The 21,871-nt window shown below is 59.0% G+C and carries 15 protein-coding genes and 5 pseudogenes; 5 read left to right on the forward strand and 15 right to left on the reverse strand.

Annotated elements, in window-relative coordinates:
* Positions 1 to 489: 489 nt before the first annotated feature.
* The 13 genes and pseudogenes from FBZ93_RS40960 to FBZ93_RS37865 all read right to left on the reverse strand — a co-directional run bounded on the left by FBZ93_RS40960 (position 490) and on the right by FBZ93_RS37865 (position 14,485).
* The gene (locus FBZ93_RS40960; RefSeq protein ID WP_167529412.1) at positions 490 to 627 is read right to left on the reverse strand and encodes a hypothetical protein; all 138 of its coding nucleotides are present in this window, start codon (positions 625 to 627) and stop codon (positions 490 to 492) included.
* A gap of 221 nt (positions 628 to 848) precedes the next feature.
* On the reverse strand, positions 849 to 1,496 hold the full coding sequence (locus FBZ93_RS37810) for a Crp/Fnr family transcriptional regulator (protein WP_246667810.1): 648 nt from the start codon (positions 1,494 to 1,496) through the stop codon (positions 849 to 851).
* A 1,239-nt stretch (positions 1,497 to 2,735) separates the two neighbouring features.
* A complete protein-coding gene (locus FBZ93_RS37815; protein ID WP_146992646.1) occupies positions 2,736 to 4,697 on the reverse strand; it encodes a putative bifunctional diguanylate cyclase/phosphodiesterase in 1,962 nt (653 codons plus the stop codon).
* Between the two features lie 724 nt (positions 4,698 to 5,421).
* Positions 5,422 to 5,688: a DUF3551 domain-containing protein gene (locus FBZ93_RS40965; RefSeq protein ID WP_167529413.1), complete on the reverse strand. Its 267-nt coding sequence runs from the start codon at positions 5,686 to 5,688 to the stop codon at positions 5,422 to 5,424.
* 222 nt (positions 5,689 to 5,910) lie between these two features.
* Entirely contained in the window at positions 5,911 to 6,111 is a 201-nt protein-coding gene (locus FBZ93_RS41550) for a hypothetical protein (RefSeq protein ID WP_146992648.1), read from the reverse strand.
* A 303-nt stretch (positions 6,112 to 6,414) separates the two neighbouring features.
* Positions 6,415 to 7,611, reverse strand: coding sequence for an acyl-CoA dehydrogenase family protein (locus FBZ93_RS37830; protein ID WP_146992650.1), 1,197 nt, complete (start codon positions 7,609 to 7,611; stop codon positions 6,415 to 6,417).
* A gap of 308 nt (positions 7,612 to 7,919) precedes the next feature.
* Positions 7,920 to 8,072, reverse strand: a pseudogene (locus FBZ93_RS41555) (ABC transporter ATP-binding protein); the annotation flags it as partial.
* A gap of 124 nt (positions 8,073 to 8,196) precedes the next feature.
* Positions 8,197 to 9,290 (reverse strand): annotated as a pseudogene (sfnG, locus tag FBZ93_RS37840) (dimethylsulfone monooxygenase SfnG).
* A gap of 1,305 nt (positions 9,291 to 10,595) precedes the next feature.
* Positions 10,596 to 11,510, reverse strand: a complete 915-nt coding sequence (locus FBZ93_RS37845) for a hypothetical protein (protein ID WP_246667811.1) — start codon at positions 11,508 to 11,510, stop codon at positions 10,596 to 10,598.
* Positions 11,511 to 11,663: 153 nt separating this feature from the next.
* Positions 11,664 to 12,077, reverse strand: coding sequence for a DUF2958 domain-containing protein (locus tag FBZ93_RS41560; protein WP_433995477.1), 414 nt, complete (start codon positions 12,075 to 12,077; stop codon positions 11,664 to 11,666).
* Positions 12,074 to 12,208 (reverse strand): annotated as a pseudogene (locus FBZ93_RS41565) (antirestriction protein ArdC); the annotation flags it as partial. The gene FBZ93_RS41560 and the pseudogene FBZ93_RS41565, both read right to left, overlap by 4 nt.
* Before the next feature lie 511 nt (positions 12,209 to 12,719).
* A pseudogene (locus FBZ93_RS37860) lies at positions 12,720 to 13,294 on the reverse strand (inner membrane-spanning protein YciB); the annotation flags it as partial.
* A gap of 282 nt (positions 13,295 to 13,576) precedes the next feature.
* Positions 13,577 to 14,485, reverse strand: a complete 909-nt coding sequence (locus FBZ93_RS37865) for a YopJ family acetyltransferase (RefSeq protein WP_283810883.1) — start codon at positions 14,483 to 14,485, stop codon at positions 13,577 to 13,579.
* Positions 14,486 to 15,232: 747 nt separating this feature from the next.
* Here FBZ93_RS37865 and FBZ93_RS37875 point away from each other — a divergent pair.
* The 5 genes and pseudogenes from FBZ93_RS37875 to FBZ93_RS37895 all read left to right on the forward strand — a co-directional run.
* Positions 15,233 to 15,616, forward strand: a pseudogene (locus FBZ93_RS37875) (site-specific integrase); the annotation flags it as partial.
* A gap of 551 nt (positions 15,617 to 16,167) precedes the next feature.
* The gene (locus tag FBZ93_RS37880) at positions 16,168 to 16,518 is read left to right on the forward strand and encodes a hypothetical protein (protein WP_246667813.1); all 351 of its coding nucleotides are present in this window, start codon (positions 16,168 to 16,170) and stop codon (positions 16,516 to 16,518) included.
* 49 nt (positions 16,519 to 16,567) lie between these two features.
* A complete protein-coding gene (locus FBZ93_RS37885) occupies positions 16,568 to 16,822 on the forward strand; it encodes a hypothetical protein (RefSeq protein WP_146992654.1) in 255 nt (84 codons plus the stop codon).
* A gap of 335 nt (positions 16,823 to 17,157) precedes the next feature.
* Entirely contained in the window at positions 17,158 to 18,030 is an 873-nt protein-coding gene (gene aepX / locus FBZ93_RS37890; RefSeq protein ID WP_146992808.1) for a phosphoenolpyruvate mutase, read from the forward strand.
* Positions 18,031 to 18,421: 391 nt separating this feature from the next.
* Positions 18,422 to 19,222 carry a phosphocholine cytidylyltransferase family protein gene (locus FBZ93_RS37895; protein WP_146992810.1) on the forward strand — a complete coding sequence of 267 codons (801 nt, stop codon included), beginning with the start codon at positions 18,422 to 18,424 and terminating at the stop codon, positions 19,220 to 19,222.
* 307 nt (positions 19,223 to 19,529) lie between these two features.
* Here FBZ93_RS37895 and istB read toward each other — a convergent pair whose 3' ends face one another.
* The gene (gene istB, locus FBZ93_RS37900; protein ID WP_146992656.1) at positions 19,530 to 20,273 is read right to left on the reverse strand and encodes an IS21-like element helper ATPase IstB; all 744 of its coding nucleotides are present in this window, start codon (positions 20,271 to 20,273) and stop codon (positions 19,530 to 19,532) included.
* Positions 20,274 to 20,286: 13 nt separating this feature from the next.
* Positions 20,287 to 21,825 carry an IS21 family transposase gene (istA, locus tag FBZ93_RS37905; protein WP_167529415.1) on the reverse strand — a complete coding sequence of 513 codons (1,539 nt, stop codon included), beginning with the start codon at positions 21,823 to 21,825 and terminating at the stop codon, positions 20,287 to 20,289.
* Positions 21,826 to 21,871 lie beyond the last annotated feature (46 nt).

Raw genomic sequence — 21,871 nt, forward strand, 5'->3', positions numbered from 1 at the left:
GTACCTCGTAATGGAGAGTGGGGTTGGCGGTGATTGGTGCAGGAGCGCGATCAAATTGCCGCCAGCTCCCCATTACCGGCTTTGCCCATAAGGCAACAGTTTGAAGCGGTCTCATCCAGGAGATCGATAACCGCATCTGAAGGAACCAATCTTGCGCGGGCGAGGTGATTTCGGCAACCAGGTCGTTTCATTGCAGTTTCGAATGCGGAGATCATTGGGGCGGCAGTGAGCCAACAAGTGGGACAGGGAAATCGGAAACGACGCCGAAAGCTGCATGAACCGAGGGTATCGCGGCGAACCGCGGAAGCCCACATCCACAATTGCCGGCCCTCGAACACTCAAGAATCGACTTGAAAGGAGCAGCCCCGCCCGGAGACCGGGCGGGGCTGCTGCCCCCTGCCCCCTAGCTGCGAACTGCGCTGCGAATTTCAGCGGGCTGTTCAACGTTCGTTTTCCGCTGACCTACGATTTGGCAGGCCGCCGAGAGACTCACGCGCATTCCGATTTTCGGCCCTTGGCGTCTTCTACAGCGTTCCGTAAAACAATTTCAGAAAGCTGCACAAGCACCCGTCTGAGACGCGCAATCTCTTGCTTGTAGCGCTCGAGTTCGCGTTGTTCGTCCGTCATGACCGATCCTTCATGGCGAGTCCTAGCCGCGTGATCCATGCCGCACCTTTGTCCGCCCAAGTAAGTGCATATAAAAAAATGGGAGCGCGCTCAGCACAGAGGCTAAGCTTAAGCTGGGGAGGTTAGGCCGTCGACTTTTGTACACAGCGCACGAACAATCTCACTCACCAGTCCCGCGTGTTGTCCTCACAACAGATCAGAGCGTTTCGCACAAAAGCGTCCTATAAATCGTTTTCATTAGGAATGGCTGGACGAGTCTGCTTTCCGGCTGGATCCCTTGTGGGTCTGACGGACTCGTAGGCGGCTGAGATCAATTTGCAACAACAGCACGTCCTTTGCTCGAGGCACCTGCGGTCATCGATCTGCAAGACGCCGCGCGTCTTGCGAATCAGCCCTTGTTCTTCGAATCGGATCAAGGTCTGCGTGACGCCAGCGCGGCGCAGTCCCAGGGCGGACGAAATGTAGTCATGGGTCACTGGAAGAACATGAGCACCGAAGGCGTCGCTCGCAAAACACAACGAGCTTGCAAGTCGCTTTCGCGATCGTGCCGGATCCCGCATAATCCCGTTTGAAGGCAATGCAAGATCCGTGCTTGAACGAACTGAAAAAATGCTCCCGAATGCGGGGCGCTCATTCATCAGCCGATGCAGATCCTCGAAACGGATCCTGTGCGCGGTTTCGGAAACCAGCACGACCGCCTGATGCGTCGAAAGATGTCCTTCCATTAGCGGCGAAGCACCGACCGCGCCGCGATGACCAATCAGCGCTGTTTCAAGGATGCTGCCCTCCGCAACAAGCCTCAGCGAGACGAGGCCCGATTCTATGAAGTAGACGTGATCGGGACACTTCTTCGGCTCCTGCAAAACCATGCGTTTTTTTTCAGGACGATCGGCTCCAGGAGCGAGCCCATTGCCGCGAGATCTTGCAGAGAAATCCTCGCCAGGATCGCGTTCTTGATAGAAACTCGAGCGTTAGGACGCAGCGCCGGCCACTTTCTTGACACCTGCTTGACAGTTGCATCTGCGGAGGCATCAGTCGCCTTTTGGACGGCGGGCACGCGGTCGGTCATAACAGGGGCGGCCTGCTGGCGCGGGGGTTTGCTGGGGCGCGCTCATCGGCTCTCGTCGGAAGACCGGCTAGCGGCTTCCCGTCTGCGGCGGCCACCCCGGATGCTTTGCAGACGATTGGCCTCATTGAACTAGTCACGGAGATCTCCAAACACCGGGCTCGTTCGGCTCATGGCGCATCAGCACCTGCGCGATTAGGTCCGCCATGTACACGACTTCACGCACGAATAATCTCGTTTGTCGCCGGCCATGTCGTCGAGCTTCCGCAACACGATCGGTCATTTTGCCCTCGCCATAGGTCACGTCGGAACATCACACGACAGTCGATCGCTTGGCCGTCCCCGCGGCGCGGCTTCACGGCGCATGTCAAACAAGCCTCTGGATCAGCCAACTTATGCCGACCCACAAGCCGAGGTTGACTGCCAACGCAAGAACGAGAAGCCAACGCACCGAATACCGCGGTGTAAGGGCTAGTCGAATATCCGCCCGCTTCGCCTTAATCGCGCATGCCTTCGCCAACGCGAGCACAGCCTTGGAATGAACCGCCATCGCCCCCTCGAACCGCAAGTACGATCGGCAGCCAACAGGCTGTGTCGGCAATCAGGAGCACACTATCTGATGACGCTCCATGCATTCGTCACAGCTACCACGTCCCGCGATTACGATCGTTGATAAAGCCCCTGCTACCGAAACCAGCGCCCTGATTCCACCAACTGTGCTGTCGTGCGTGGGGAAGCGCCAGTCCCATTTGGGGTAAAACATTCCAGCGTAGATAGCACCGTCACGACCCGCCGGAGGTTCAACGACTGTAATCGACACCATTTTGGGATAAGCCGCATTTTTGGGATAAGCCGCATTCCGCTCAGTGAGCGGATAGATTGTCCCGACCTAAGCGGCCGAATCTACACGATACAAATTCGAAACGATCTTGTTTTTTGCGCTCCCCGGCGTGCCGCATAGATCGGGATCGACGCTTCTCAGCAGCGATGGCTCTTCAGGGCACCAGATCCCGCAGTAGCGTTTGCGAAGCGACCTCGCCTTTCAAGCCGCGGACGTCGACCATTGCTTGTTTTGATCGAGCAGAGCGAAGACGTGGTCGGCCGCGACCGGCCGACCGACGAGGTATCCTTGCACTTCATCACAATTGGTTTGACGCAAATAGTCAAGTTGCTCGGCGGTTTCGACGCCTTCGGCGACCACGCCGATCTGCAGATCCCGCGTCAGTGCGATGATTGATTTTACGATCGCCGCGCTATCCGGTCGCCTCAGCATGTCCCGAATGAAGGACTGATCGATTTTGATGCGAGTGTAAGGCAGTTTCAGCAGATAGGTCAGCGACGAATATCCCGTTCCGAAATCGTCAAGCGCCACCGTCACGCCCAATTGCAGGAGCGAGTTCAGGATCGATGACGCCGGCGCGTACTTCGAAATCAGCATCGACTCGGTTATTTCGATTTCGAGACGATGAGGAGCAACTCTGGCTTGGGAGAGCGCCTGCACGATTGTCTGCAGAATGCTGGCGTTATGGAATTGGGCTGCCGAAAAATTTACCGCGACCCTGAGGTCCGACGGCCAGTTCGACAGCGTCGAGCAGGCGCGACGGACCACCCACTCGCCGATTCCGTGGATCAATCCGGTTTCTTCGGCGATTGGAATGAACTCGGTCGGGGAAATGACTCCACGGACGGGATGCCGCCAGCGCAGCAAGGCCTCAAAGCCGGTGACCCGGTTCTTGCGAATATCAAAGAAGGGTTGGTAGAGGAGGAACAGCTCGTCTCTGTCGACCGCGAGTTCCAGATCCCGCAGCAGCGCCCTGCGCTCGCGCGCTGATTCGTCATCGCTGGTCTCAAAGAAGCGGATCGTTCCCGGCCCCGCTTGCTTGGCGCGATATAGCGCAATGTCGGCATTCCTCAACAGTTCATGAGGCACGTCGCCATCGCGCGGGGCCACTGCAATTCCGACGCTGGTCGCCCCCGCGATCTCACATTTCTCGATCGGGAACGGTTCGGCGAAGGCGCCGACAAACCGCTCGGCGACTTCCAACGCGTCTTCCAGCTTGGTCAGATTGGTCATGACAAGCGCAAACTCATCGCCGCCGATGCGCGCAACAGTATCAATCTGCCGTACGCATCGCTGCAGTCTCGAGGCGGCCTGCACCAGAAATTCATCGCCGGCGGGATGGCCGAACCTATCGTTCACTTCCTTGAAGCGATCGAGGTCGAGAAGAAGAAGCGCGAATTCCTCGCCCGAGCGGGCGAGCCTGTTGAGCGCGCCTTCGAGGCTCTCATTGAAGGCGAAACGGTTCGGAAGTTGGGTCAGGGGATCCCGCCGGCCCCTCCTTTCGGCCTCAAGTTGAGCGATGGTGCGCCTGGTAAATTCGAAAGAATGGGCGAAAACGCCGTGCAGGAGCACGAAGCCATAGGCCACAACCAGGATAGCGACGAGCAGATAGACGAAATCGCCGTTTCTGCCGAGGCAGATTGCCGTACCGACAAAGATCGGAGCCGTGAATGCCACCGCCGCCACCGGAATCGTCGCGAAGGCGAACGCGCCACCAGCAAGCATCCCAGAGCACAGACATGTTATGACGAGCTGCCCGCCATTGGAGGCGTTCGCGAAGAAAGCCACTGGAACGATCGCCCAGGCGGTTCCGAGAACCAACGCATTCCGTACGAGCCGGTGCATGGCCTGGCGCGACACGAACTGCGGCTTCGTCATCCGTCGTGATGAACGTGCCTTCAGGCCGATCGATAGCGCGCCGCAGACGACGGTCACCGCCCAGACCAAAGCGAAGTTTCGGTCGGGCGAATGCCAAAGGGCAATTGCGAGCACGGTCGCATTGCAGGCGTTGGCCAGCATGATGGCCAGCGAATGGCCCAACACGAGGGAGAGCTGCTCGGCACGAATGTATCCTGCGACCGCTTCATCGGTGGTCGGCCCGCCGAATGCCGCCAGGTCTCCGGCTATCAGCTTCGAAAGATAGGAGTTCAGATATGCCATCATTCTTGGACCCCGCAAGGCTGGCTTCGACGTTGGCGCCAGCGGTGGAGGTTCGCGGCAAATCTTTGACAAAAGATAAACTCTTGATTGTACCGACCGCCTGCCAACACCTATGAGTTCGCGTCCGCAGCATGGCGCGACGGACTCATTGTTGAGGCCTGGACCGCTTATGAATTAAAGACCATTTCTGTCCGTTGCGTACCGATCTAGTGCTCCAATAGACCGAAAGTTTGAGCTGACCCGCATGCGGATAGCCTCAGTACCAAGCTGAATGAAACGGCCAGGCGGTGCGAGATCGATCAGGCTCAACGAAGGTTCGGCAGGCATGGCATTCGGCCGTGAGCGTGCTTGCTCCAACAGTAGGGGCATCGTCTATTTCGCGCTGCTCCGCTCGAGCCAGCCCGCCTTTGCTAGAGCGGCCCCAGGCTCTGACTTCGTTTAAGCGGGACCTACCGGCGGCAGACAGCAATTCGCGTTGATTGCCGCGTTGGCGTTGGGTGGTATTATGCCAACCAAGAGGGGCATTTGCCTGCAGCGCGCGAAGCTCTGCCCTGAGTCTCGATGGCCGCGTAACGATCAATCCTGCGGCTGGTCGGGGCCGCAGGAAGCACCGCAAGACGACGTTGATGACAATTCTCCGCGCTTGGCATAGTGCGCGCTGCGATCGAGCAGCCGACGACCTCGTGTCTTCGCGGCCGAGTTGACGCAGGCCGCAGAAAGCCCCCCATCAGCGCGGGCGCCATCCATGCTCGAAAGCATAGGTGGGGTTGATGCCGCAATATGCGTACGTGCCCGATGCTGTGGCCAGGCATTGTCTGTAGGTTGAGAACTGGCAATTGCCTGGATAGCCCCAGCTCCGCCCTTGCAGACAGTAAAGGTCTGGTGGAGGCGGCGGCATGTGCTTTGAGCGGTTTTGCGCGGCTGCGGTCGCTCCCGATGCAAGGCCGACCAAGACGGAAAATGCGACAACAACCATGAACGGAAGAAAACGCATAAGGTCTTTTGACCCCGCCATTGATTCTTACCGAACGACGATCAATCTCCAGACACTCATCTGTTTGAGTGAGGAAACCGCACAGCTAGCTGTGTAAGCTAGCCCAAACGGCAATGAGTTAAAGCGCGATATTTGTACGAAACGTACAGACCGTACCTGCGGTCGCTCGCCCGCAGAACTACGCCTTCATAGAACTCTGCGGTCGGAATCGGCTGGGGAAGACTAACGCCTCATCGTGGGCGCACTGGCCAACGCCGCTCGGCCAATTTGCCTTAGGTCATCGACCGACGTCTCTTCGCGGGTGGCGGCTTCCAGGAGTTTGCAGGCGACATGAGTTCGAGCGCCGGTCTCATGACGCGATATACCCTCGCACACCTCGTCCAGAACCGCGCGCAACAGGGCTGCCAATTCGGAATCGACCATTCGAACGCCCTCAATCCCTCGACAATGATCATGTGTCAGCGTGTAGCGGGATAGACATTTGGATGAGTGAACTCGGGGCTCGTATGCGGTTTCGTTCACTCCTGTAGGGCTTAGCGCAATGGTATGACGACGATAGAACGAGCGCCAGCGCAAATCACCGGGTTTGCACCCGCGCCGCTGATGCCGACGGCCCCGCTCTGGAGCAGATGGTTCGCAAAGAGCGCGAATTCGACTGCGAAAAGCTCTCGTGATCGGGCACGCCACGGTAACGAGCCCAACCACGGGTCAGCCACAGAGCCCGACCTATTCCCCGCCCTCGTAGAACAGCTCGAGCGGCAAGCCGACCAACGACTTTCCAATCCAGTCCCGCGCGATCACGTTCGACGGTCCCATCGCGATCGCGGCGCGCGCATCGCGGAATGAACGCTCGATCGGCCCGCGCCGATAGCCGTGACCGCCGGTCACGGTCAAGGCTGTTGCCGCCACCTTGTTGGCGACCTCGGCGGCGTGCACCTTGAACTCGGTGAGCGGAATCAAGATCTCGCTCTGCGGCTTGCCGGCGCGCCACAGCTCGTCCAGCCTGGCGGCAAGCTCGTTGCGCCATGGACGCAAGGCTTCCACCAGCACCTTGGCAGCGCCAAGCTCCTGGCGGATCGCCTGGTAATCCGACAGGTTCTTGTTCCTGTCCTTGTGCACAAAGCTTAAGGTATGTGCGACCGCCGCATTCAGCGCGCCGCGCGCGACGCCTTCCCATACGGCACCAAGACCGATGAGGTAAACCGGCGAGACGCCGTCATAGATGAGCTCCTTGCCTTGCCCTTCGGCGCCGAGCCGATCGCGGCTCGGAACCTTGACGCCCGCATATCGGATCGGTCCGGAGTGGTTTGCCTTGACGCCGAGCGCGTCCCAGCGGCCGGGCAAGATTCCAGATGCCTTGCCGTCGACGATGAAGAAGGAAATATCGGCCTGGTCCTTGGCGCCTGGTGAGCGCGTCTGCACCACGTAGAAGTCGGCCTGGCCCGAGCTCGTCGTGAACGACTTCTCCGCGTTGAGAACATAGTCCTCGCCGTCACGTGCGGCTTCGGAGAAATTATACCACCAATGCCCGCCGCTCGCCCGCTCGCTGGTCGAATAGGTGCCCAGAAGGCTGCCGCCCTTTGCTTTCAGCCAGCGCTCCTTCTGATCCTCGTTACCGAACAGGTTGATGGTCTGCGCGGCGCCGACATGCATGACATAGACGAGACCGGTCGAGGCATCCTGCCGGCCGATCCGATAGGCGGCTTCCGCGAAGTCACTGTGGCTGAGCCCGAGCCCGCCGAAACGCTGCGCGCTCAAGACCCCGGTCCAGCCCGCGGCCGCCAGCGCCTGCAGATTTTCTCGCGGAAACCGGCCTTCAAGATCATTGCGCTCGGCATGCTGGCTGACCGTGGTCTCGATGACGGCATCGAGCCGGGAATAAAGGTCATCCGGTGCGAGCAGCGCGAGACTGTCCTGGCTCATTGCCATTCTCCTCCGTCTATCCGATGAAACTGTTCAGGCGGCGGCGTGATCGGTTGGTGAGGAGCACGCGACACTGAAGGATGCGCCGTGGTCTTCTCGGGACGTCCGAGGTAGAGCACCCTGATCTCGACACCCCCGCGCAGATCGGCCGCGTCTCCGGCCAGCACCGTCGAGCACGACGGCGCGGTCGGCGTAGCTCAGCGCCACCATCGATCTGCCCTGCGATCAGGATGGAGCACGACATCGGCATGTCCGACCGGATCGCGGTTCTCGACTACGGCCGCAAGATCGCCGACGGCACCGCGAAAGCTCTTGCCGGCGCCGTTGGGACCGATGATGGCGCGGATTTCGTCGTCCCCGACTGCAAGATCAATGCCGTCCAGCGCAGTGATCCCGTCAAAGCTGAGGCAGATGCCCTCAAGACGCAGGACCGGCACGGCAAGGCCGGTCGCCAGCACCACCTCAGCCGTGGGAGGCGTCGCGCCCGCCTCCCACGTGGCCTCAGCACGCTCAGGCGCGCGCGCCAGGATCAGGGCGTCGCCGCCCGATGTCGCAATCAGGCTCATGCGTCGCCCTCGCCCCGGCCTATTCTGCCGCCAGAACGTGCGGCGACCGGCTTACTTCGAGCTCGCGCACCAGCGGGATCACGTGCTTACCGAAATGTTCGACCTCTTCTTGGAAATGCAGGAAGCCGAGCAGGATCAGGTCGGCGCCGGCGCGCTTGAGCTCGATGATGCGTTCGGCGACCTGCTCTGGCGTACCAATCAGGTTCGAGCGGAAGCCATCATTGTACTGAACGAGATCCTGAAAGGTAGACTTGCACGCTCGGGGCTGGCATTGCCGGCATTCTGGACCTCATGGTGGAAGCCGTGCACCGCTTCCGGGATCGCCTTATCAAGGACCTCCTGCAGGACGTCCTTGGCTTCCTTTTCCGTTTGCCTGACAATGCCGAATGCATTGATACCGATCCTGGTACGCCAGCTCTTGCCGAAGGCCTTTTCCTTGGTCCTGATATCGTCGACCTGTGCCTTCAGGCCATCAGGCGTGTTGCCGTTAGTGAAATACCAGTCAGACACGCGACCAGCCATGTCACGAGCGGCACGCGAGGAGCCCCCCTGAAAGATCTCGGGAAGCGGGTCGAGCGGCTTGGGCTTTAGCGAATAATCGGTGAACCGATAGAAGTCTCCCTTGAGGGTATAGGTCTCCTCGGTCCAGATGCCGCGCAACGCGTTGATGAACTCTTCCGAGCGGCGGTAGCGCTCGTCGTGATCGAGCCAAGGCTCGCCAATGGCATGGAATTCACCGCGAAACCAGCCCGAGACAATGTTGACCGCGACCCGCGCATTGGTGAGCTGACTGATCGTCGCGATCTGCTTTGCAGCCAAGGCCGGATTCCAGGGCCCGGGAAGAAGAGCGGCAATCACCTTGAGCTTTTCGATTGCGGCAAGCAGTGCATGTGAGAAGCTGACGGATTCATGCTGCTTGTCGGCGCCATAGCCTGCAGTGAACCGAATCTGGCTCAAGGCGTAGTCGAAGCCGGCCTTCTCCGCGATCTGCGCAAGCTTGCGATTGTAGTCAATGTCCCAGCTGGTGCGCTGCTCGATCGAGGATATGACAAGGCCGCCAGAGACGTTCGGGACCCAGTAGGCGAACTTAACAGGGTTGTTGTTCGTGGTCATGCTGTCACCTCGTAAATTGGCCGGAATGGAACGGTCGGCAGCTTGAAGCAGGTAGCGCGTCGCATTCGCCCGCTGCTCGAGAAGAGCGCCGCGCGACTGCCAGGATTCGACGCCAGGCCAGACGCAAAAGATCTATTCGCGATCTGCGGTGTGAGCGCAGGAACGGAGGATTGAGATCGTCAACAGAGTGACGCGTGCATTGCACGACAGGACATCGCCAGCGCACAGAAACTTCCCGCCTCATCGACGAGAATATTGCAAATCATCAGGGCTCCCTTCTCTCAATTACCATTGATTGACGTTCAATACTCTCAGAGACAAAACGATCCTGCGAGTCCAAGAACCACTCTTTTTCATCGTGTCTGTAAAACTCGCTTTTTCAGATTCGCAATAGACGGCTCGTTTGTTGCCGGGCGCGCAAAACCTCTCACTCACGCAGATGTTCGCAAGACGACCAGCCAAGAAGCGCAAATGCCTTTTGAAATCTGCTGATGCGCTTCCAGAGCTGATATCTGGCCCGAACATGCGTCGCATACCCACCGCAACACTAGTAGCCGTCCCGCTTTCACGGGCTCGCGGCGTCCCGTCATCGTTCTTGAGTTCGAAAGGCTTGCCACAAACCGCGCAGCGAAAGACATAAGTTATGCGATCGCTCGTGCCGCGATTGGCGATGTGTCGAGATTCGCGGCACCACAGTTCCAGCGGGGCGCGATGTTGGCGGGATCGATTGCGGGCCGGTCGGCATCAGCTCGAGCGGACAACGAGGCAAAAGCTGGCTTGTGTTGAGGAGCCCCCCGGATGCTGTCGACGTGATAGCTGCGCGACCGACCATTATCCACGCGAACCGCCATCAACAGAACATCGCTGGCGCGGGATCGGCGAAGCGAATTGGCTTCGATTGTGCGCGTCGACCGCTTGCCCTTCAGGCTCGACAATCAAGGTTGACGAGTGGCCGGTTGGCGGCGGCGAACCGTGGTCTCGATGAAGGTCTGGCCACGTTATCCTGCCGGAAGGCCGACGATGCGCTCGCGGATGATTTCGGCGGTCGCGCCACCGATAAGCACCATTGTCGGCAGGACCGGCGCCGCAACCTGGCCGTGGAGCCAACTGAATATCTCCGGGAGAGCGTTCCAGAACGAGGCGATTGGCGGCAAGGCCGGAAGCTGATGGGTTCAGCATGCCGGACCAGCCCGCTTCGACATCACCGCGATCCGGCTCAATGTCGGCAAGCTCCGGCAGTTCGATGGAAGTGGAGCGTCAACCAGTTTGCCGCGCTATAGGCCGGGACGACCCGCCTTCAGCGATCTATTGTTCAGCGAGAATATCGTCGAGCGCGTGAGTGAGCCGGTCTATATCAAAATCATCGTCGCACGAATCGGTCGAGATACTTGCTGCACTCTCGGCATCGCTGTCCTTGCCGTCCCGAATTTTAAAAAGATAAAATGCAGGCTTGTTTGCACGCTGCCATTCACCGTCGCTATTCTTCGTCCACTTTTCGGGATGCTGGGTAGGGTCAAGCACCATGTTCGCGTCATCCACCTCAACAAAACCCATCGCTGCGAGGCGGGATTGCGCCTCGAGGCTGGCTGGAGTGGAATTGATTAATGGTCGTTCGCCGTCCAGCCGAAGTTGATGTTCCAGCAGAATATCGCCTGCGTTGTCGACAAGCGGATGAGTAATCCGAAGAACTGTGGTGGATGTGATTTCAGTTCGCCCGGGCAACAGTTCTCGCCACTTTTCTCCCTCGAACACATCACTCAAGCGAAATCCGGATTCTGTTCTTAGAAGCCCGACACTTACGTTGCCTAACTCATAGCTGAAATATCGCGCGTCGTCGGTATGTCTTCTGGCGGTCCCGGAGCCTTCAGCCAGACTTGCTGTACGTTTGGCTTTCGAGGATACGAAAGGCGAGTACTCTTGTGAGTTCGCGGCGATATGCTTGATTTCGGCGCCATGAAAATCTTTTATTTTTTGCTTGAATGAGGAGCTTTTGATCTCGATCACGGGAGGTCGGCCAACGAGGGAGTACGGCCGCTCAGCCGCCGAAGACGAGCTAGCGTTCGAATCCGGTGTCAACCGAACGCCTGCAAGCATTTCCGCAAACCGGTCGGCATTTGGATCAGGCTGCGCGTCACTGGTTACTGAGCGTCTCGTTTCATCAACCTCCCATGCGTCCGATTGCGGCTCAATACTCGATGAGCTGATCGTCCGGTTGTGCATGGTGAGCGGCGCTCCTGTCGGCGATTGTTCTCTCGCATGGAGTTCGAGCCGGTTCGGCCCTGGAGAATGTTAGACAGCCAAGCTGACAACAAGCTGACCGGCGGGTCTCACGCCTCTGCTCGCGGGCTTCCACGCGAAGCCAGGTTCTCGCTATCATCGCACGTTGATCAGAAAGATCGGATTGCCGCAAGGTGGCGGAACAGCAGCAGATTGCCGAGCTGCCAGGAGAGTTTCTGGGAAACCTCCCAGCCCAGGCCGACGAGATGTCCTGGCGGTTTCGGCCCAGGCCGAGATCGGGACCATGCCCTCGAAGAGCAGGTCGAGATGGATTCCCATGCCAAACGGCAGGCGGACCGCCATCATCTCTGCCAGGCCGAACGCCCCCAGTTCGGGTTCGTCCAGATCGACCAAGCCGAACAGAGTATCGCTACTGGAGTCGAGCTCGGTGGCGAGCCAGACTCCCGCGCACGAGCGGGTTGAAGAATTCGACGACTGGCGCATGGTCAGTGTCAGGCTCACGGCCGTCAGCGAGTAGGTGTTCGCGCATCTCGGCGGCAGGAGGATCATACCGCCCTCCTGTCGATGATGAGATGGGCCTGGTCATCGGGCGGCAGGACGCCCAGAAGCCAACCGACCACCTTGCTGGCCAGCGAGGCGGCACGGACCACGGCGCGATTGTCCTCCCGTAGGCCCTCAAGTCATCGGCAGACGCTCATAGTGCGACGGATCGCCATATTTCAGCCGTTGCACGGCGATGGTTGACGATCTCCTCCACATTATTTCGCTGACTGCTAAAGGTGACCTGCTTCCCGCACGTCCCGGTGTACTGCTCCCAGCAGACGCTCACTCTGCCGGAGCCGTTCAGTCAGGAGCAGCCATTAAGTCGCTGCGTGCCGGTTGGGTCAGCAACGCCGCCGCGAATTGCAGGCATTGACGCGTCTCATATCTGCGAATCGCTGTGACCGGACAATGCCGAGCGGATCGCAGGGCGATAACTTCACCGGGAAGGTGATGCCCGACGCTTGCGGCTTTGTGGGCCAGTGCATCCTTTTTTTCGATCCAGATCGATCAGGCTCTGGATCATGCCTAAACGGTGTGCCGCTCGATTCAATGTTCGCCGCGTCGTTCTATCGACTCTTGTTCGACTGGCACGCCCTCGACATCTATCCTGAATTTCGAATCGGGCAATTGCTGGTGGACTTGAACATAAGATGATTGAGCGGAACGCGACACAGGCGCGGCATGGTAGCGCTTGGTCAGCGGTATCAGAACGAAACCGAAGGGCAGACTCAACATCGTCACACCGAACGTCCTGAAGGTCACCCAGACATCCGTGGTCTGGGTTCGCCAGATGACCTCGTTCAAGATCGTCATGCCTGCGAAGAACATCGCCCAGCTGAAGGTGAGGATACGCCAGCCCTGCGGTGTCAGATTGACAATGCGATCCAATATCACCACAATGAAGGAGCGGTCAAACAGAAGTCCGCCACCGAGAAGCGTCGAAAGCAGTCCGCTGACGATGGTTGCATCGACCTTGATGAACTTCTCGTCATGCAACACCAGCGTCAGCGTACCAAACACCAGCACGCTGATGCTGGTGATCAGCGATATGATCGACATGTGACCCTTCACTACAAGCGATGCAATCCCTGCCAGGACGGTCACAGCCGTGAATGCGGCGGTAGCCGCGAACAGCCGGAATTTCGCGTTGATAACATAGAAGACGATCAGCGGACCGAGCTCGGTGACGAAGTTGAGCATCGTATGCGGTCGGTCTTGTCCATCACCTGCGCTTGTTACCATTCCCGGCCCATTTTGCTCACTCGGAGAACACTAGGGCTGAGAATGTACAACTTGACGCTGCGTAAGCTTCAAGCCCCTTGGCGGTCCTCGCGTGGGGATGCTTGCAGTAGGCGCAGCCTCGGTTCGGCACGCTGCTTGCTCCGTTCACGGCCGCATCACCAAGTCGCCGGGTGATGTAGGGGCCGGCTCGGCGCGTTTGGCGTCCGATTGCACGTACCGAGCGAAAAACTGGAGCTTCCGCTCGAATTAACACAGAGAATCTATCAGTCGTCGCGCAGCATTGTGTCCAGTGCCGTCCGGATCTTGGTAGCCCTCGAGGTCTCGATCGATGCGCTGTATTGAAGGGAGCCTCGCTGGACAGCAAACGCTTCGAGGCGTTTGGCCAACGACTCCGTTTTTGGATCGCGGCTGCTCGTGCTCAGGTCTTTTTCTTTGAGGCTAGGTTGGTGGCCTGCCACCTCCTCAATCACGCCGCTGGAGTGGGAGTGCTTGTAAAAAGGCGCTGGAAGGAACCTCTCCCCGTGAAACAGGTTTATTTGAGCATATTCCAGCATGGCGTCGGGCGAGGGCATATAGTCGCTGGAGTAGTCACCTTCGTGCGCAATCGTTCCATACTGACGCAGATTGTCATGCCAGCTATCGAACGTCGATGACATTCGGTATGCGGCGAGCGCAAACTGTAAACCGAATATCACGCAATCAGCAGCCGACTTCTGCGCGCCAATCTCGATAAAGGCCCACTTCGACTCAGTTCCCAGCAGCCGTGGCGATTCTCGCCGCAATTTGAAGTAGGCGGTCACAAAGGTGTAAAAATTGGCCCCCTCCATCACGATAACGGTCGGAGCTGCTCCCGCGCGCGTCCGAACGTCGGCGGCAAAGTGGTGCTTCTCGCCGTCTGACAACCGTACGACTGCACGCCAGGCACTATCCGATGACCGGCAAGTCAATGCGTCAAGAAACGTGGCAGGTGAATCCATATGCCTAAGGTCAAGGTCCGGGTAGCGCCTGTTGTAGCTGTCCGCCAGGTGATGAAAATTGTTGACGTCGAGCGACAACATTTTCTCGTCAGGTTGTATGTTGGCGGACAGATGGTGAGCTACCTGCTGACCGTATTCCATCAGACTGGATGGAATTCCCGCTTGCCCGGCACGCTCCAGAGCTTGAGCAAGCAACTCGAGTTTCTCGTTAATGCGTGGAGAGCGGCTACTGCTCGACGCGTCTCCGACGTCGGTGTTCCGAGATGGCTCTCGCAAATGCTGCCATTCAACACTGGATCGAGGCGGACTTGATCGCGCGGACTCAAGGTGAGCAGCAAACTCGGTTTCCTGGGCGGGTTCATGGTCTTGGCAGCTCTCGTGCCGTACGCTCAGTCGTGAAATGCAGCCGCCCATCTATGCTCCTGTGACAGGTGTTACCCGACTGGGCGCGCCACGAATTCATCCGCAAAGGCGGCTTTGGAAATCGTGATCGCGCGCAAGCGAGCTAAGCGCGTCCGCGGTCTGCTGACGTATGTCCGGGCGAAATCTGGATTATCCAATGGGTTGATATTGTTAAGTGGATCCATCCCTATTCCTCAGTTTGAGGGACGTTCACAGGTCTGAGTCCTCAGACCTCCACGTTTCCACGGTAGGAGGGTTAGCTTTCGAGAAGCTGACGGGTCTCAGAGGAATTCACAAATGCGCCAATAGCGACCGCAAGGGCGCGCTGATGCACTGCCCCTCGCGCAAGGTCAAAGTCACTGAGCGACGTGCAGCAGACGATTGCGCTCAATGCAGGCGCGAACTCGTCGACATCCACTATCCCGACGCCGAGACCCCAGGTCGTCCAAGACAATCTATCGACCCGCTCCGCCGGCGCCCTGTATCTGGGTTCCCGCCTGCCGAAGCCAGACGGATCCTGCGGCGGCTCGAGTTCCACTAGTGGCCGACCACGTGGATGTTACATCCACGCGGCTTAGAGTTTGGGGGATGAAATCCGACAACGATTATCGGAATACGTCCCCGCGCCGCTTCCGTGTCCCCTCCAATCCGGCCTCGGAAATTCCGACCGACTCCAAGGTCCAGAGCACGCGCTGGCTCAACGAGGAAGAGTTCGTGCAACTCTATCGTTGGCTGGAACGCCCCGATACGCCGGTTCATCCCTCCTATCCTCGCGCTGTGCAACTGATCATGACTGCCGGCCAACGCGTCGAGGAAATCGTGCGCCTGCGTGTCGATCATTGGGGTGCGCGGGAGAGGATGATGACTGGTCCAAGACCAAGATCCTTCTAGCCCCGCGCCGTTCCAGTGCCGTCAATTTGCGCGATTTCTCCGCATGGAGGTTCTGATAATCTGAAATTGCGAATACTGTGACGGGAAGAACGTCCCGACTTCCAAGGTGAATGTGCATGGCGAACCGATGGCTACGCCAAAGCGGCCCTGAGCAGTTCGCGGCCGACATGAGCTGTCTGTCACGCCGGCCGCAAGCCCCTACTCACCGTCCCGACCCTAACCGCGCTGCACGATCAACTCTTCAAAATGGGCAGGTATCAGCGCCTCCCGCATAGGTACGCAACGTACAAAGAATGATCAAAAACACTGCTGCAATGACGAAGCGCGCAGCTTACCTACCGCCGCGAACGGCTATATGGGTCGCTGAAATATTCAGCAGCAATCAAAAGGTAGTTCGTTGTGACTACTCTTTTCATTCCTTTTGCAGGCGGCGCGCTCCTTCTGCTGTGCGTCTACATCGCCTACCGGCGGGCTACCATAGCGGTCGCGGACAAGGCCAGTCGGAGGCCTACAGCCTCTTCGTGACAGCCGGCGCAGTTGGAGATCGTGCGCCGGATAGAGCAGAGAGCGAGGAGAATGTCAGCTTGCGCATCACGTGCGCCGCAATTCTGTTCGCGCTCGCATCAAGCGGGTTTCTTTACCTGCTGCCTACGCAACCGATTGATCGCAGCCTTCATAGCGAGTTTCGTCGCTGGCAAGGGAACGCCTATGTCATCGTGGTCAAGTACCCGCTCCGTCACCTCAGGGAGGCGCGGCTTTACGAAGATAACAAACTGCTTGGTCCGCCGAACAGCGACCCGCAAGAGATCTGGGTGAAAGGTAGCGGCCTTTACAGGCTATATAAAGAGATTGATGAAACCGCGCCCGTTCTGATGTTTTCCTCAAGCGACAACACCGACCCGAACACCAACGGCAGGACGTACCGCCTCGAATAATGAATTCATGGTCGTCGACCACAATCATCTATGCTCAGAAGGGCAAGCTATGGAATTTGCCGAGGCACCCTCGCCGTTTCTCTTTGTTTATATGCTTGGGTTTCTCTGCGCGACGGGCCATTTCTACCGTGATCGCAAGGTCCCGATGGGCCCCAAGCAAGTCGTCGCCAGTGTCGCCTGGCCCATCTGGTGGCCGATCGCAAACGGATTTGGAGGCCTGGTAGACGCCATCGACACTGCGGTGACAGCCACCGATGGTAGAAAGAGCGCTTCCTTTGGGTTGGGGCTCGCCGTCGGTCACTAGCCGCGCAAAATACAAGATCAACGATGCAGGAGAGGAGAACTCAATTGGCGTGTGGGATCCACGCGCGCCTTTAATTTCCGCCATCAACAATTGACCGGCTTGTGATCGTTTTGACTTGGCTATGATTCCTGCTCGTCTGTTGGAGACGAAGCATTTTTGCGCCCTGTCAACTACTAACCACGGTCATTGATCTAGATGACAGAACGATGTCACCTATTGACCGATAAACGTTGGCCGATCAAACGCACCGGCAGGGACTCGGCATGCAGAACCAATCACAACAATCTGTTCCCGCCAGTGGCTCTGATCCACGCGCCGATAGCTCACTCACCGACATGCTACGCGCTCAGATCTGCTCCAGCAGCGAACTCTCATTTCTCATGGAAGCGCATGATGGCCTCTCCGCCGCGATCGCCGAGCGCGCAGGGTTCAAAGGTCTCTGGGCATCGGGTCTGTCGATTGCCTGCTCCCTCGGATACCGCGATGCCAACGAAGCGTCCTGGAGCCAACTCGTCGACGTGGTTGAACGCATCGCGGACTCGACCACGCTTCCTGTGCTCGTTGATGGGGATGGCGGCTTCGGGAACTTCAACAATGCTCGCCTACTGGCACGCAAACTCCGTCAGCGTGGCGCTGCCGGCGTCGCATTGGAGGACAGCTGCTTTCCGAAGATGAATTCGTTTGTTGGTGATCGGCATCCCCTCGCCGATATCGAGGAATTCTCCGGCCGCTTGCGCGCCATAAAGGATTCAACCGCGGACGATTTGATCCTCGTTGCACGTATCGAGGCGTTGATCGCCGGGCATGACATGGACGAAGCCATTTTGCGCGCTCACGCTTACGCCGACGCTGGAGCCGATGCGATCCTCATTCACTCGCGAAGGACCGCCGCGGACGAGATCGTTGCGTTCACGCGCGTCTGGCAGGACAGGTTGCCAGTCGTGATCGTTCCAACGAAATACTATCGAACACCGGTTTCTGCTTATCGCAAATCCCGCATCTCTACGGTGATCTGGGCCAACCACTCCATGCGCGCGGCAATGGCGGCAATGCGACAGGTCTGCGATCGTATCCTCGCTGAGGAGAGCACTGCCAGCATTGAGCCAAATATTGCGACGCTCGACGAGGTGTTCGAGCTGTTGAAGTACGACGAACTCGCCCATGCCGAAGCGCGATACCTGCCTCACCCCACTGATCTACGACAATAGGTTTTCGTCCCACAATAGCATATTCAGTCTCGATCCCAGCGCTGCTCTGGACGATCCTTTTGCAGCTGACAGCAACCTAAAACGTCCGCGTGGAGATTAACGAAATGCGCGACAGCATTCACGCGGCCGAAACGTACCGTACTATCGTCCCCCACAAGCCGATCTATTCACATATCCAGATCGCCAGATATCGAGAAAAACACACGAGCCCGCTTCTCTTGCAAGGAAGACCCACGGGTCTTTGTCTCCGTGGCTCGTGGGATGCATTCAAGAGCTTCAGCAGGTCTTCCGCCACTTCCGCAACTATTTGCAACAGCCAGAGGCTACTCGTCGGCGTCCTCGTCGCCCGGGAGCAGCGGTGGCCACTTCTGCGACGATGAGAGGAAAGGAAATGGCAACTAATACTCCCAAGAACGCCGTCATTCTCGCGGCCGGCTGCGGCTCTCGCCTGCGTCCGCTCACCGACCTGCGTCCGAAGCCGCTAGTCGAGGTCAACGGCACTCCGATACTTTATAACGCCCTGCGAAACCTAGAAGCCATCGGTGTGGAACAGGTAACGGTCGTCGTCGGCTACCGCAAGGACGCGATTCAATATGCCTGTGGCAGACGCTTTAGTGGGTTGGACATCAACTATGTCGAGTCAACCGTTTTCGACCGTACCGGGAGCGCATATTCGCTATGGCTGGCACGCCATGCGCTTCTTTCCGGAGACTGCTTTCTTCTTGAGGGCGACGTATTCTTCGAGGAGGACGCGTTGCACTATCTGACGATCGGCAAAGCGACGGATATCGCCGCAGTAGCTAGCTTCGGTGAATTGATGGAAGGGTCGGCAGTTCTGTTGTCGGATGATGGATTTATCTCAAGTTTCCGCTTGAAACAAACAGCGGCAAACCTTGCCGCGAACGGCCCAAGCCTTTTCAAGACGATGAACCTGCTACGACTCTCGGCGCCGACCCTCAGAACCACAATCGTTCCAGCTCTGGACGATATCATCGGGGCTGGAGCAACGCAGGGCTACATAGAGGAGCTTCTTGCTTATCTCGTGGAAAGGCGTGGCCTACAGCTCGCAGCGGCGAGATGCGACGGGCTCAGGTGGTACGAAATCGACAGCGTAGAGGATCTGCGCATCGCCGAGCGCATTTTCACAGATTCGCCCTCCTCGGTTCTACCGTACAAGTTGCAGGCTAATTAGCCCCGATCTTGATAATACCCCGGTGCCCTATAACTGCCTGCGTATTCCAGGGATGGTGATCAGCGATTCCAGGCCATCGCGATCAGGGATTCCAGACGATGGTGATCACTTGCGGAGGCGAACACGACTGACGTGTTGATGTGTGCTGGAAATGGTCTTCCTGGTCAAGACGGGCGGGAGGGTTTGGAGATCGTTCCGGCGGTCCATGGGAGGGCCCCGCGCGCGGCGCGGAGTGGCCCCGACGAGCGACGCAGCGGCGCGCGCGGGAGGGACCTGTGGGCCGGTGGGGCGATCGGGCGCGCGGTGGTCATGCTTTTGTCCTATCGTCGGCCCGGCGACGCAGGCTGTCGCCTTTGAGCTCGATGCGGTGGGCGTTGTGAATGATGCGGTCCAATATGGCGTCGCCGAGCGTCGGATCGGCAATCACGTCATGCCATTGTGACACCGGGACCTGACTTGTGATCAACAGTGATCCCTTGTCGTAGCGATCATCGACGATCTCGAGCAGATCACGGCGCTGGTCGATAGTGAGCGGTTCGGGTCCCCAGTCGTCAAGGATGAGCAGATTGATGCGCTCCAGCGCGGCAATCAGGCGAGCGAGACGGCCTTCGCCGCGCGCCTGGGCGAGATCAGCGAACAAGCGGGGCACGCGCTTGTAGAGGACGGAGAAGCCATCGCGGCAGGCTCTGTTGCCGAGCGCGCAGGCCAGCGAGGACTTGCCGGTGCCGGTCGGACCGACAATGACCAGATGGTTGTGCTCGCGGATCCATTGGCAGGTGGCGAGGTTTTGGAACAGCGAACGGTCGAGACCACGAGCGGCGCGATAATCGACATTCTCGATGGCGGCGGCCTGGCGGAGCTTGGCATTGCTCAAGCGCCGTACGAGGCGACGGTTGTCGCGCGAGGTGACCTCGCGATCGACAAGGAGGCCGAGCCAATCGGGGTGCGGCATCTCGGCGGCCTCGGGATTGTTCTGCAGTTCGATGAGGGTGTCTGCCATGGCAGTGAGGCCGAGTGCCCGTAGGCGTTCGACGGTCGGATGAATGAGCACGATGATCTCCTGATCAGTTGTGGTAATTGCGGCCGCGGATGTTGGCGTGGAAGAGGATGGGCGCCTCCTGGGTCGGAGGCGCGGTTTTGTCGGTGCCGTTCTTGAGGATGGCAGCGACCGATTTGTAGGAACGGGCGTTGAGCAAAAGGGCGCGGGCGCAGGCGGCGTCGACACGTTCCTCGCCGTAGCGTTTGACCAGTCCGAGAATGCCGATGGCTGAGCGGAAGCCTTGTTCCGGATGCGGCCGCGAGCGCAGGATGACCTCGATCAGGGTCTCGGCGTCGGGCCCTACCTTAGCGGCTTCGGAGCGGATGCGCTCATGGGTCCAGTCGCGGTAGCGGCGATGCGAGCTCGGCATATGCTCGGCGATCGTCGTTGGACGGTGCGGCAGGGTGCTGCGCAGATGCGAGGCGACGCGCTTGCCGCGCAAGAAAATCTCGATCGTTCGCGCGGTGATTCGTGCTTCGACCTCCTGATGCACAAGGTTGTGGGGAACGCTGTAATAGTGTTTGGCGATCTCGACATGATAGTCGAGGTTCACTCGACACCGCTTCCACTCCGCGTACTCGTAGGGTTCGTCCGGCAAGGGGATGAGGGCCAGACGATCGAGCTCCTCGAACAGCTCACGCCGACTTCGTCCCCAGCTCCGGAGCGGCCTGTTGTTGAGATCGACGAGAAGCCCGTGGATCGCTTCGTTGAGGGCGGCGAGCGAGAAGAAACGGCGATTGCGTAGACGAGCCAGAATCCATCGACCGACGATTTGGACACCCACTTCGACCTTGGCCTTGTCCCGCGGACGATACGGCCGCGCTGGGACGATGGCGGTACGGTAATGGCGGGCGAGATCGGCATAGGTCCGGTTGACCATTGGCTCGTGAAAGCACGCTCGGGTGATGCCGGCCTTGAGATTGTCGCTCACCGTCTGCCGGGCCACGCCGCCGAAATATGCAAATGCCCGAACGTGCGAGGCGATCCAGTCCGGCAGGCTCTGTGTGAGGCTGGCCTCGGCATAGATGTAGTTCGAGGCGCCGAGCACGGCGACGAAGATCTGCGCCGTGCGCACCTCGCCGGTGAGCCCATCGACCACCTCCAGCGTGTGGCCGGAATAGTCGACGAACAGCTTCTCGCCGGCGACGTGAACCTGACGCAGGGTCGGTTTGAGGCGGCCGGCCCATTCCTTGTAGCCTTCGCAGAACCAGGAATAGCTGAAACTGTCGGAGCGGGAGTCGCTGTACTCCTCCCATAGCAGCATCAGCGTGACGTTCCTCCGCCGCAGCTCGCGATGCACGAGCGCCCAATCCGGCTGCGGACGCTCATCGCTGGGCAGATCGGACGGTGGCGGAAACAGGCGGTTCTCGAGCCGGCCATCGTCATCGAGCTCCGGCGGCAACGGCCAGGTCAGGCCGGCCCGGCGCGCTAGGTTGAGGTACTTGTTGACCGTGCCCTGGGCCAGGCCGAGGCTGCGGGCAACGGCGCGCTGCGACATGCCGACGCTGTAATGCAGGCGTAAAACTTCGCAAATGTGGCGCATGGACAGTCTCTCTGTCGGCATCTCGATCCTCTGCTGTCGGGCAAAAGACCAAGCTACCTGGGTTGCA

It is taken from the genome of Bradyrhizobium macuxiense (assembly GCF_007993935.1).
Classification (GTDB): Bacteria; Pseudomonadota; Alphaproteobacteria; order Rhizobiales; family Xanthobacteraceae; genus Bradyrhizobium; species Bradyrhizobium macuxiense_A.

What these genes read in the sequence shown, in the direction of transcription:
- aepX (WP_146992808.1), top strand. Translation starts at nt 17,158, where the DNA reads ATGCTACGCGCTCAGATCTGCTCCAGCAGCGAACTCTCATTTCTCATG.
- FBZ93_RS37830 (WP_146992650.1), bottom strand. Translation starts at nt 7,611, where the DNA reads ATGAGCCAGGACAGTCTCGCGCTGCTCGCACCGGATGACCTTTATTCC.
- FBZ93_RS37810 (WP_246667810.1), bottom strand. Translation starts at nt 1,496, where the DNA reads ATGGTTTTGCAGGAGCCGAAGAAGTGTCCCGATCACGTCTACTTCATA.
- FBZ93_RS37885 (WP_146992654.1), top strand. Translation starts at nt 16,568, where the DNA reads ATGGAATTTGCCGAGGCACCCTCGCCGTTTCTCTTTGTTTATATGCTT.
- FBZ93_RS40965 (WP_167529413.1), bottom strand. Translation starts at nt 5,688, where the DNA reads ATGCGTTTTCTTCCGTTCATGGTTGTTGTCGCATTTTCCGTCTTGGTC.
- FBZ93_RS40960 (WP_167529412.1), bottom strand. Translation starts at nt 627, where the DNA reads ATGACGGACGAACAACGCGAACTCGAGCGCTACAAGCAAGAGATTGCG.
- FBZ93_RS37815 (WP_146992646.1), bottom strand. Translation starts at nt 4,697, where the DNA reads ATGATGGCATATCTGAACTCCTATCTTTCGAAGCTGATAGCCGGAGAC.
- FBZ93_RS37895 (WP_146992810.1), top strand. Translation starts at nt 18,422, where the DNA reads ATGGCAACTAATACTCCCAAGAACGCCGTCATTCTCGCGGCCGGCTGC.
- istA (WP_167529415.1), bottom strand. Translation starts at nt 21,825, where the DNA reads ATGCCGACAGAGAGACTGTCCATGCGCCACATTTGCGAAGTTTTACGC.
- FBZ93_RS41550 (WP_146992648.1), bottom strand. Translation starts at nt 6,111, where the DNA reads ATGGTCGATTCCGAATTGGCAGCCCTGTTGCGCGCGGTTCTGGACGAG.
- FBZ93_RS37845 (WP_246667811.1), bottom strand. Translation starts at nt 11,510, where the DNA reads ATGCACAACCGGACGATCAGCTCATCGAGTATTGAGCCGCAATCGGAC.
- FBZ93_RS41560 (WP_433995477.1), bottom strand. Translation starts at nt 12,077, where the DNA reads ATGATCCTCCTGCCGCCGAGATGCGCGAACACCTACTCGCTGACGGCC.